Here is a 9,276-nt window from a genome sequence, read left to right on the forward strand (position 1 = left end):
GCTTCCCATTGGCCTAACAAATAACGGCCAAGCACAAAATTCCTTACAGTCCCGGTGATCATCGATGTCGAGGCCGGCCGCGCCACACACGACCACAACACGCGATATGTCTCCTACGACAGCACTGCCTATGAATGGGAGTGCTGAGCCATGTCCCACTGCTACTATCACGCGCTCTCATCGGTGAAGCGCTGGGGCGGGTGCGTCGACGACTACCGGCCGCTTCACGACTGGTTCGACCAGTCCAAGGCGATCATCGCTGACCCGCGTCACCGTGCACTGCGGCACCATGCCGAAGGCATATTCATGCTCGAAGCGCTGTTCGGCCAGACCATAACCAACAGCGACGGGCGCGTCGTTCCGGTTCGCCTCATCGGCGAACAACATGTGCTGGAGGATCTCGGCCATATCCCGTCATTCGCTGACTGGGCCCGCGCCATCCGTCCCGAAGCGTGGATGCTGCGCGCCAATCCCAAGGGCTCGCCGGGGCTTGATCCGTCGGTCGCTGGCCCGAACGGCAAGGAGTCGCATCATGCTGACTGACAGCGAGCGTTTCGCCCTCGTACCCTACCGGATCCATGTCTTCGAAACGAGTGGCAATGCCTATGACGCCGTTCAAACCGATGATCGCATCGCGACCGGCGATCTGCTTCTGATAATGGACGAGGCCGTAGTCGGCGTCGCCATGACCTGGCCTTTCGCGGTCACCGCCGAGCCCGGCCATTTGCATCAGGTCGCCCCAAAGGCCGGGGACACCTTCGACCAGCTTGCGACCTCGCTCGGCGTCGAACCAGCTTCGATGTCCCGAGCCGTCACTCTCGCCCGCCAGCTCGGCTTTGCGATCGAGCCCGCGCTGCAATCGCTCATGGCGGCCTAATCAGCCCATCCAAGGACAACTCCAATGGCCAACAACTATATCCATGCCGCATTCGCGGTGACCATCACAGCGTTTGAAGCCGAGCTGATCGCAGCAGCAGAAACCGCCATCGATGCCATCGAGGAGGATATTCAAGGCGAAGACCGGCGCGAGGCATACAACGCGCTTGGGCCGGCATTTGCCGATGCCTTTCCGCCGATCAGCGACGACCCGTTCTCCGGGTTCATGCCGATCTTCCCGGACAAAGACTTCCCGTGCCTTGATGCCACCATTACCATCGAAGACGGCCAAGATCACACCACCAGGGTTGTGACGTTCTCGGGCGACCAGTTCGGCATCGAACAGGTGGCGAACCTGCTCTTCGCCTGTGCCAAATCGGCGCTGCCGATCGGATTCGAATACGCTTACACCTGCGACAAGCTTCGAAATGACGAATTCGGCGGCGGCGCGGTCATCATCAAGACTGACGGGATCGCCTATCACAGCACCCACGCCATCGTCAGCAATGCGCTCTCAGCTCAACCCCATGCTGAAACCGCCCGCCTTGTGCTGACGACCCGCGATGCGGAGCATGGCCTGCTGTTTTGGAACAACGAAGCCGGATTCGGCAATTTCGCTTCCGCAACGCTGTTCACGGAAGCCGAGGCCGCCGGTTTCGACGTCCCTATCGCGCTTGATGAACCCGAATGGCTCGCTTGCCCGGCAGGCATGCCATGAGTTCTCGAAACGCATGCCGCGCCCGCTCTTCACTCGTCCAACCGCCAATCGCGTTGCCGCCCGCAATCGAGGCCGCCATCCGCGCAGGTGCCTGGATTGTGTTCAACCTCTCCGGCGGCAAGGATTCGTCAGCCGCACTCTTTGCCGCGATGCCCGTGCTCGATGCACTCGGCCACCCGCGTGAACGGCGCATTGCCATCCATGCCGACCTCGGCAGGGCCGAATGGGACAGCACCGCCGAAACCATCGCAACCATCGCTGCAAGAGCCGACATCGCGCTCACTATCCGGCAACGCCAGAGCGGTGACCTGTTCGACCGTTGGCACCAGCGTTACGAGTCCGGCAAGGCGCGCTACGAAGAGCTCTCGACCTACAATCTGATCGGACCCTGGTCGTCGGCATCTTTGCGGTTCTGCACCTCGGAGCAAAAAGCCCAGGTCATCGGTCCTTACCTCGCCCGCCAGCTGGCAGGCGAGACCATAATTCAGGTCATCGGAATCCGCCGTGACGAGAGCAGCGCCCGGGCCATTGCACCGGACTGGAAGCGCGACAGCCGCTTCGCAGCCGAAGGCAATCGCGCCGGCACTCGAATGCTGATCTGGCATCCGGTCATCGACTGGGCAACCGCCGATGTCTTCGCCTTCCACAAAACTCACGGCATCCCGCTGCATGAAGCCTACACCCGCTACCGCTCGAGCCGCCTCTCGTGCCGCTACTGCGTCCTGCAGTCGCTCGCCGACCAGCAGGCGGCATCATCAGCGCCTTCAAACCATCAAGCCTTCGTCCATCTCGTTGCGCTGGAAGCACGCTCGACGTTCTCGTTTCAACCCGGGCGCTGGCTCGCCGATAGTGCGCCCCACCTCCTGACCGGTACCCTCGCTGCCGACATCGAACGCGCAAAGCATGCCGCATGCGAGCGGCGCCAGCTGGAAAGCACAATGCCGCCTGACCTCCGCTTTCAGCGGGGATGGCCGCCACGTCTTCCTACACCGGACGAGGCCGCCTGCATTGCGGCGGCGCGCGCGCCCATCCTCCAGCGCCATGGACTCCAAAACAGGTTTCCGACGGGATTAGCGGTCAGAGCACGATTTGCGGACCTGATCGCGCAAAGACGCTCGAAGGACGGCCTGCCAGCTTCCGAGGAGGACGACCGGTCATGACACACCCGCTCGAATATCGCCGGATGATCGCCGCCCGCGATGCGACCAAGACGCGCCTCAGAGAACTTGACCGGCGACTGCGGGAAGAAGCGGGGCGCGCCGTGATCTCACCTGCGGCCCACCGCGGCGACAGCGGATGGCGCAAGAGCGACGAAACTGCCTGGCAAGCCGCGCTGGCAGATCTGCGCTACCGGAGCCGCAACGAGATCGGTGCGCTGACGGCCAAGCTCGAACGCCAGCAGGGCGCCATCCGCGCCTGGCTGGCAAAGCCCAAGAGTCACCGGTCTGTAGCCGATTGACCGGCTCCTTCAGGACACCAGCGCGCATACGCGCGTCCCCCTCCGGGACACGTCCCGCTACGGCACAATAAGACCTTGCACTGCAATCGTTTTTGGATTCAAACCCACTCATCTGAAGGGGCGCATCATGGAGATCGTGTATCACTTCGACACGGCAGGCGCAGCCTTGCGCGCCTGCAACAGCGGCGAACTCGCTAACGGCTCGGTGTTTGTCATCGCCCCCGATTGCATCGTCGCACTTGCAGGCAACCCGCCGCGCGCCATCACCGCGCGCACCGGGCCCTTCGAACCCTTCCTGGGCACATCGCGCAGCGCCATCCTCATTGAAGACCGTCACACCGCCGAGCAAATCCGGGCCGGGGTGGACGAGGCCTATCGCCACGGATTTCCGGTTCCCGAAGCCCTCGCTGACTTCGCGACGCTCCGATCCGAATTGCCGGCCTGTTCGCGTGAGTACCGACTGACCAGCGACGAAGTTCTTGCCCTGATCGAGGCTGCCGAGGCGCGTTCGACCGAATTCTGGAACGCGCTTGCCGCGGCCACCCCGGCGTCGAACGCAGGCACAGTCCTGCAGGGCAGCATCGAAATCCTCGCGAACGCAAGACGCAAACTCCTCGACCGCCCGCTCTGAGCGGTTCTGCAGGGCAACTTTCCGCACGGCACACCTGAAACCAGCCTGAGCCCCTGAAGCGATCCCATTGGCGCAGCCAATGGAGGGCGCGCGGGGCCGCGCGCCTGCTCGTCCCGCAGGCGGGCCGAGGAGAGGAGGAGGATTGAGAAGGGTGTCGAGGACAGGGTGTCCGAGACGCAATCTCAGGAGAAGCATCATGAACATCGGTTCCATCAAGCAGAACGACAGCGGCGTTTTCATCGGCCGCGTTGACACCATGGCTGTCGCGATGACGATCGCACTGAAGCCGGTCAACAGCAACAATCCGAAGGCTCCGCGCTTCGAGATCCATGCCCTGACGCCGGCGCGCAAGTGGATCCAGGTCGGCGCGCTGTTCGAGCTGTTCTCGAACAACACCGGCGAGGCCTTCCTCAACGGCCGGATCGACGATCCGTCGATGACCGCCCCGCTGCAAATCTCGGCCTTCAGCCAGGACGACGGCAGCTACAACATCGTCTGGTCGCGCCCGACGCGCCGCCGCGATGTTGCCTCGCAACTCGCAGCGAAGCAGGACGACATGCCGGCCTTCGACATGGGCGACGAAAGCACCGGCACCAGCGGCGCCGCGAGCGACGGTCTCGGCGAATCCACCGCCGAATTCGCCGGCTGATACCAGCTCCCCCAGCGCAAGGCGGCTCCCAGTCCTCCGGTCGCCTTGCGCCCCCTCCGGGCCCGTCTCTCTCCCCCCGAGAGACGGGCCCATTCTTTTGCAAGCACGGCCCGGAGCCGTGCCCTTCGAAAGGACGCTCCATGACCATCATCACCGCTATAATCGACGTCCGCGAACACACCGGAGTACCGGGCAGCGCAACGATCGAACTCACACCCATAGGCACGATAGGCGGCATCAAGCTCGCTGACGGTCGACGCGTGCGGCCCTGGATCACATGGGAAATCGAGGAAGCCGACGGCACGCACCGCGACCTGACCTTCGACGAGCTCAGCGCACTCGGCTTCGTGCCAACGCTCGACAAGACGGTCAGGATCGAAATCGCCTGAAACGCCGAACAAGTGCCGCTTCCCTAACGGAAAATCCGCTCAGAGAGATTGCCGATCAAGCACACTGCGCCCTATCCTGAGCCGCGACCATCGCAACAGGGAGAACCTCCATGGACAATCCATTCACCGAAACGATCGCGGACGCCGCGTTTCTGAAAAACCCCCGGAAAGCGCTCAACGCGGCTGCGACCCGCTCGATTGGAATCAGTCAAGACGGCCGTGTGCCGGTCGTGCTCGTGCCGGCCCACGAATATGCATCGCTGCGCGCGCTGGTCGGCCGCGCCATGCATTCAGGCGGTATGGCCGAAATCATCAGGGATCTCACCGCCGCCCGTCTGGGAGCACACCCGCATTCGCCCGAAAGGTACGACGATGATGCAGCCTGACACCGCGAACCTGCCGCAAACCGGCGCGATCATCGACTTCCGCTATCTCCTGAAAAAGGATCAGGGCGGACCGACCAAAAGCGCCACGCTTCACCCGTGCCTCGTCTGGAACGTGCAGGCGATCGAGTCCCTGCATATCGTGGCGGTGCTCCCGATCATCTCCGGAGCCACCGGGGCGCGCGTTGCGATCGGCAGCGCCGAACGCAACGCGCTGGGCCTCGACGACACCAGCGAAGTGGTGTTTGAGGAAGCGAATGTCTTTCTCTGGGCCGGGCCGCACATCGAGCCGCAAGCCGACGGAAGCCTGATGCGGAAGAAGCGTGCCTCAAGGCAGCTGCTCAATGACATCGCTTCCGCGATGAACGGACGAACCTGCGACATCGTCTTGCGTCCCTGACGAGACATCCGCCCGGCAGGTCCGCAAACCTCTCTATCCCCGGAGAACGCCATGCCAGACGACAACCTTGCCACCGAACGAACCACGGCCGCCAGCATTGCCGTCTTCCTCTTCGCCATCGCCAGACACTGGCGAGAGGTGCGCGCATCAGACGGCACGCGGATTCCAAACCACCTCTTCTCTTCAACACGCGCAGCCGCGTTTCTGCTGGAAAGCGGCCCACCAGAACACCTGAGGAAGGAATGGGACCTTCCACCGGGCACGGTGCATTTGGGCTCCACGAAAGACACAATCGACGATGTCATCGCCTATCTCGGCCTCAGCGATGCCGACATCCAGTTTCTCGAACGCTATTACCGCCTGACCGGCGGCACGAGAGCCTTCTCGCTCTTCGGCGACCACCGCAAATTTATGGCGCTCTGCAAGCGCACTCCGGGCTTCGATGTCGATATGCGGACCATTGCAGAATTGGCTGCACCCGCTTCACACGATGCGCGCTACGCCGACCCCGAGACGCTCGACGAGCTGCTCTATCTCGACCCCGACACGCTCGTCCCCCTCAATGCGACCTACGAATTCGTTCTCGGCCGGGGCGACCGAGCCGCCGGACGCCGCGCTCTCAACGAACTTGAACTCTCCGCGGGCATTCTCCTGCGCGAGGACAACATTCACATCGCCATCAAAGACGTCTTGCAGTTTATCCAGAATACGCCCGAGGAAGAGGTGCCGCGCGGGATACTCGGGCGGCTGCGCGACATTTGGCGGCGCGCCAGACTGTAATCGGCCGCGCAGCACGTTTCAGCTGCCTCGATGATGCACCACGCGGTCTCATCGCTTCCGCCAGAACCACGCTCTGAGCTCTCGGGAAACACTGAAGACATAATGCGCCGCCTTCGGCGCCGACGACCATCTCTGCTCTCCCGAAAAACCGCTTACTGTTTGCCGAACGAGGGCCATCACCAGAATGCCACCCCTATGGGGAAGACCAAGACGATCCCGATGCGATGACCGGCGCCGCCACGTCCGGTGCCGCCACCGCCCTCCAGCGCGGTGGGGAGCCCGATGACGGCAAGGGGATCGCCTCTCGTGCCCGCGCGAGGGCTGGCCCCACGCCGAAGCTGGCGACATGTGAAATTCGCGCGTCCGGCGTAGCCAATCCCGGCATCCCCGGCCCGCCGCCGCGGCAGGCCGCCCGCTGACCAGGGCCCGGCGACGCGGATTGTTCCTGTCCGGTGTCGCAGGCAACGGGCTTTATCCCGGCGCGACTGTGCACGACAAGATCGACGATGTTCAGTCGTATCAAGGCCCCTCGTGCCCGACAGCCCGTCCGCCGCCAGTGCCCCTGCCTCTCTGGTCGCGGTTAGGGCCAACCTGCAAAAATGCGAACCGTGTTGCTCGGCAAGCCGAGCTGCCCGCACCACCTCGATTTTCGAGGTTTCCCGCGCATACGCGCGGTGTCCCACCACTCCCGCCGAGGCTCGATAAGGGCACCGGCGGACGAGCCGCCGGCCACAAGGAGGCTTTATCATGAACAACGTCAATCTCGTCGGCCGTCTCGCCAAGGACCCCGTCGCCCGCGACACCGGCGAAACCCGCATCACCGAGCTGATCCTGGTCACCGAGCGGCCCGTCATCCGCGACGGCAAGGTCCAGAAGGATACCGAGAGCGGCTACGCTCTCAAGGACGCCGAATTCCACAAGGTCACCGTCTTCAATGGCATGGGGCTGCCGCTCCGCGAGCACAAGAAGAAGGGCGACCAGCTCGCCGTAACCGGGCGCATCCACTACTCGCGCTGGAAGGACGCCGACGGCACCGAACGCTACGGCACCGAGATCATCGCCGAGAACGTGATGTTCATCTGACCTCGCAGGGGCGGCACCGCAGTGCCGCCCCTCGCTTTGCTTCGATCGGAGAACGACCATGTCATTGCTCGAGCCCATCCTCAACGCAGGCTTCGCCTTCGCTGCCGAGCAGCTGCCGCCCAATACACGTCCGGTGCTCGCCCTGCGCCCATCGTTCTACAGCTGCTGCCAGTACGAAATCGTAACCGCGCGCTACATGCCCGACTATCGACCCCTCGCGCCGTGGCGCGACCTGTCCGGCGACGACCTCGCTGACAGCGGCTCCGACCAGGTGCTTGCCCGCCCCCTGCCGACGCCATTCTGATCCCGGGGAGCGCCCTGTGACCGACCCTGTCTTCGTCTTTGGCAGCAATCTGGCCGGCCGCCACGGCAAGGGCGCAGCCCTGTGGGCACGTCTGCACCGCGGCGCAATCTACGGGCAGGGCACCGGTCTGCAAGGCAACAGCTACGCCATTCCCAGCAAGGACGCGCAACTGCGAACACTGCCGCTTGCTGTTATCGCGCGCCACGTCGGCACCTTCCTCGCTTTCGCGCGATCCCGCCCCGACCTCACATTTCAGCTCACACCGATCGGATGCGGCCTTGCAGGCTACCATCGTGAGCAGATCGAGCCGATGTTCGCCAGTCCACCGACCAACATCCTGTGGCCACCCGAATGGCGCTGATGTAATCCTCGCGAAATCTCGCGACTTTCGCGCCCGACGCACACCAAGAGAAGGATCCTACAATGCCATTCGACCCGACGAAAGTCCCCGCAGAAATCTTCAAGAAGCTTTCGATCGCCCTCATCAATGGAACGGACGCTGAGCTTACAGCCGGGGAAGTCAAAACACTCGTCGACGCCGGTCTGCTAGACGCCCTTGAAATGGCAATTCTCAAAGAGAAGCCTAAGCCAGGGGCAACAACGGAGCATTAAGCGACCCCATACATCACCCAGTCGTCACTACCCTGCTGAGAAGCACGCGAAAGAGGATGTCACCATGCGCAAAAAACCATTGCCCAATTACCGCGACCGTCTCGTCATGGTCAGCTGGCAGCACCTCTCTGCCGAAGAATGCCAGCAGCGCGCTCTCGCCGCCCTCTCGCCGGTCATGTGCAAGGATGCGAACAAGCCGCACACTGAATGGACCTACTGGGATCCGCATGCGCGCGATCACTTCGCGGACCACGCCGGGCAATTCAGCGGCTTCTCCGCGCTGCAGGTCGATCTGCTACGCCCCAGCTTCGACTACCTGCATCTGCGCGATGCCGATTGCCTCATGGACACCATTGACGAAGTCGACGACCGGATACTGGCGGTCATCGGGGCGAGCTGCACATGGCTGTTTGCCACCATGAGCACCGAAAATGACCACCCACTCTCGGGCGCGCGGCGAACGCTCGTCATGCTCGATCGCGACAGCGACGGACGCGAACGCGATAACTCTCCGGGGTTCGCTACGCTGCCGCGCGACACGCTGCTCGAGATCGAGCGCGACCTTGAGGATTACGTTCTCGACAGCCTCAGCTGATCGGCAAACCCCCGGTTCACAGTCACGGTTCACGGTTCATGATCAACAATTACGCCCGTGGCATCGATCTTCGCCCCGCGGTGGCCGCAGCTGCACCTCAGGTGCTGTGCGACTATGTCCAGCTTCATGGGAATCGACTTGGCGAAGCACTGATCGCGCAACTTCGACGCGGGGACCAGCACGACACGCCGGCATCTGAGGCATTCGATCTGCGCGTTGAGCCCATGACGAACCAGATCGGCGACTGTGTCGATACGCTTCATTCCCATGAGCGACGTAGAACATCATGAGAACATGATCGTCAACTCGTATGGCAAGCCAGGCAGGGAGTAACGTCTCCCGACCTTCGGCCGGGACCGCGCTCTACTGCGCGCCCCGCGCCGCGGCCCTGGCTGCG

Annotated in this window: 17 protein-coding genes; all 17 read left to right on the forward strand. The window is 63.2% G+C overall.

Translation table 11 applies throughout. The features are described 5' to 3' along the window. The first annotated feature begins 150 nt into the window (after positions 1 to 150). The 17 genes from AX708_RS09340 to AX708_RS20435 all read left to right on the forward strand — a co-directional run bounded on the left by AX708_RS09340 (position 151) and on the right by AX708_RS20435 (position 9,169). Entirely contained in the window at positions 151 to 543 is a 393-nt protein-coding gene (locus AX708_RS09340; protein WP_066528881.1) for a hypothetical protein, read from the forward strand. Continuing rightward, the gene (locus AX708_RS09345; protein ID WP_066528887.1) at positions 533 to 877 is read left to right on the forward strand and encodes a hypothetical protein; all 345 of its coding nucleotides are present in this window, start codon (positions 533 to 535) and stop codon (positions 875 to 877) included. Before AX708_RS09340 ends, AX708_RS09345 begins: the two co-directional genes overlap by 11 nt. 24 nt (positions 878 to 901) lie before the next feature. After that, positions 902 to 1,594 carry a hypothetical protein gene (locus AX708_RS09350; protein WP_066528892.1) on the forward strand — a complete coding sequence of 231 codons (693 nt, stop codon included), beginning with the start codon at positions 902 to 904 and terminating at the stop codon, positions 1,592 to 1,594. Beyond that, positions 1,591 to 2,754, forward strand: coding sequence for a phosphoadenosine phosphosulfate reductase family protein (locus AX708_RS09355; RefSeq protein ID WP_066528895.1), 1,164 nt, complete (start codon positions 1,591 to 1,593; stop codon positions 2,752 to 2,754). Before AX708_RS09350 ends, AX708_RS09355 begins: the two co-directional genes overlap by 4 nt. Then, the gene (locus tag AX708_RS09360) at positions 2,751 to 3,053 is read left to right on the forward strand and encodes a hypothetical protein (protein ID WP_066528898.1); all 303 of its coding nucleotides are present in this window, start codon (positions 2,751 to 2,753) and stop codon (positions 3,051 to 3,053) included. Before AX708_RS09355 ends, AX708_RS09360 begins: the two co-directional genes overlap by 4 nt. 127 nt (positions 3,054 to 3,180) lie before the next feature. Then, a complete protein-coding gene (locus AX708_RS09365; protein WP_066528900.1) occupies positions 3,181 to 3,684 on the forward strand; it encodes a hypothetical protein in 504 nt (167 codons plus the stop codon). Between the two features lie 196 nt (positions 3,685 to 3,880). Further along, the gene (locus tag AX708_RS09370; protein WP_066528904.1) at positions 3,881 to 4,333 is read left to right on the forward strand and encodes a DUF736 domain-containing protein; all 453 of its coding nucleotides are present in this window, start codon (positions 3,881 to 3,883) and stop codon (positions 4,331 to 4,333) included. A gap of 140 nt (positions 4,334 to 4,473) precedes the next feature. Further along, the gene (locus AX708_RS09375; RefSeq protein ID WP_066528906.1) at positions 4,474 to 4,722 is read left to right on the forward strand and encodes a hypothetical protein; all 249 of its coding nucleotides are present in this window, start codon (positions 4,474 to 4,476) and stop codon (positions 4,720 to 4,722) included. Positions 4,723 to 4,832: 110 nt separating this feature from the next. Then, entirely contained in the window at positions 4,833 to 5,108 is a 276-nt protein-coding gene (locus AX708_RS09380; protein ID WP_066528908.1) for a hypothetical protein, read from the forward strand. Beyond that, the gene (locus tag AX708_RS09385) at positions 5,095 to 5,505 is read left to right on the forward strand and encodes a hypothetical protein (protein WP_066528914.1); all 411 of its coding nucleotides are present in this window, start codon (positions 5,095 to 5,097) and stop codon (positions 5,503 to 5,505) included. The genes AX708_RS09380 and AX708_RS09385 overlap by 14 nt, the downstream gene beginning before the upstream one ends. Positions 5,506 to 5,556: 51 nt before the next feature. Further along, entirely contained in the window at positions 5,557 to 6,285 is a 729-nt protein-coding gene (locus tag AX708_RS09390) for a hypothetical protein (protein WP_155647026.1), read from the forward strand. Positions 6,286 to 7,032: 747 nt separating this feature from the next. After that, positions 7,033 to 7,368 carry a single-stranded DNA-binding protein gene (locus AX708_RS09395; RefSeq protein ID WP_230960642.1) on the forward strand — a complete coding sequence of 112 codons (336 nt, stop codon included), beginning with the start codon at positions 7,033 to 7,035 and terminating at the stop codon, positions 7,366 to 7,368. Between the two features lie 58 nt (positions 7,369 to 7,426). Beyond that, a complete protein-coding gene (locus tag AX708_RS09400; protein ID WP_066528923.1) occupies positions 7,427 to 7,672 on the forward strand; it encodes a hypothetical protein in 246 nt (81 codons plus the stop codon). 16 nt (positions 7,673 to 7,688) lie between these two features. After that, positions 7,689 to 8,033 carry a hypothetical protein gene (locus AX708_RS09405; protein ID WP_066528925.1) on the forward strand — a complete coding sequence of 115 codons (345 nt, stop codon included), beginning with the start codon at positions 7,689 to 7,691 and terminating at the stop codon, positions 8,031 to 8,033. A 62-nt stretch (positions 8,034 to 8,095) separates the two neighbouring features. After that, positions 8,096 to 8,284: a hypothetical protein gene (locus AX708_RS09410; protein ID WP_066528928.1), complete on the forward strand. Its 189-nt coding sequence runs from the start codon at positions 8,096 to 8,098 to the stop codon at positions 8,282 to 8,284. A gap of 64 nt (positions 8,285 to 8,348) precedes the next feature. Beyond that, positions 8,349 to 8,879 (forward strand): hypothetical protein, encoded by a 531-nt coding sequence (locus AX708_RS09415; protein ID WP_155647027.1) that lies wholly within the window; start codon positions 8,349 to 8,351, stop codon positions 8,877 to 8,879. Positions 8,880 to 8,917: 38 nt separating this feature from the next. Beyond that, complete coding sequence (locus tag AX708_RS20435) at positions 8,918 to 9,169, forward strand: hypothetical protein (protein ID WP_155647028.1); 252 nt, start codon at positions 8,918 to 8,920, stop codon at positions 9,167 to 9,169. The last annotated feature ends 107 nt before the right edge of the window (positions 9,170 to 9,276 follow it).

It is taken from the genome of Erythrobacter sp. CCH5-A1, from assembly GCF_001557115.1.
Taxonomy (GTDB): domain Bacteria; phylum Pseudomonadota; class Alphaproteobacteria; order Sphingomonadales; family Sphingomonadaceae; genus Erythrobacter.

Excerpts from the sequence above, each read along its gene's own strand:
- AX708_RS09340 (WP_066528881.1), top strand. The coding sequence starts at position 151 with ATGTCCCACTGCTACTATCACGCGCTCTCATCGGTGAAGCGCTGGGGC.
- AX708_RS09345 (WP_066528887.1), top strand. The coding sequence starts at position 533 with ATGCTGACTGACAGCGAGCGTTTCGCCCTCGTACCCTACCGGATCCAT.
- AX708_RS09350 (WP_066528892.1), top strand. The coding sequence starts at position 902 with ATGGCCAACAACTATATCCATGCCGCATTCGCGGTGACCATCACAGCG.
- AX708_RS09355 (WP_066528895.1), top strand. The coding sequence starts at position 1,591 with ATGAGTTCTCGAAACGCATGCCGCGCCCGCTCTTCACTCGTCCAACCG.
- AX708_RS09360 (WP_066528898.1), top strand. The coding sequence starts at position 2,751 with ATGACACACCCGCTCGAATATCGCCGGATGATCGCCGCCCGCGATGCG.
- AX708_RS09365 (WP_066528900.1), top strand. The coding sequence starts at position 3,181 with ATGGAGATCGTGTATCACTTCGACACGGCAGGCGCAGCCTTGCGCGCC.
- AX708_RS09370 (WP_066528904.1), top strand. The coding sequence starts at position 3,881 with ATGAACATCGGTTCCATCAAGCAGAACGACAGCGGCGTTTTCATCGGC.
- AX708_RS09375 (WP_066528906.1), top strand. The coding sequence starts at position 4,474 with ATGACCATCATCACCGCTATAATCGACGTCCGCGAACACACCGGAGTA.
- AX708_RS09380 (WP_066528908.1), top strand. The coding sequence starts at position 4,833 with ATGGACAATCCATTCACCGAAACGATCGCGGACGCCGCGTTTCTGAAA.
- AX708_RS09385 (WP_066528914.1), top strand. The coding sequence starts at position 5,095 with ATGATGCAGCCTGACACCGCGAACCTGCCGCAAACCGGCGCGATCATC.
- AX708_RS09390 (WP_155647026.1), top strand. The coding sequence starts at position 5,557 with ATGCCAGACGACAACCTTGCCACCGAACGAACCACGGCCGCCAGCATT.
- AX708_RS09395 (WP_230960642.1), top strand. The coding sequence starts at position 7,033 with ATGAACAACGTCAATCTCGTCGGCCGTCTCGCCAAGGACCCCGTCGCC.
- AX708_RS09400 (WP_066528923.1), top strand. The coding sequence starts at position 7,427 with ATGTCATTGCTCGAGCCCATCCTCAACGCAGGCTTCGCCTTCGCTGCC.
- AX708_RS09410 (WP_066528928.1), top strand. The coding sequence starts at position 8,096 with ATGCCATTCGACCCGACGAAAGTCCCCGCAGAAATCTTCAAGAAGCTT.
- AX708_RS09415 (WP_155647027.1), top strand. The coding sequence starts at position 8,349 with ATGCGCAAAAAACCATTGCCCAATTACCGCGACCGTCTCGTCATGGTC.
- AX708_RS20435 (WP_155647028.1), top strand. The coding sequence starts at position 8,918 with ATGATCAACAATTACGCCCGTGGCATCGATCTTCGCCCCGCGGTGGCC.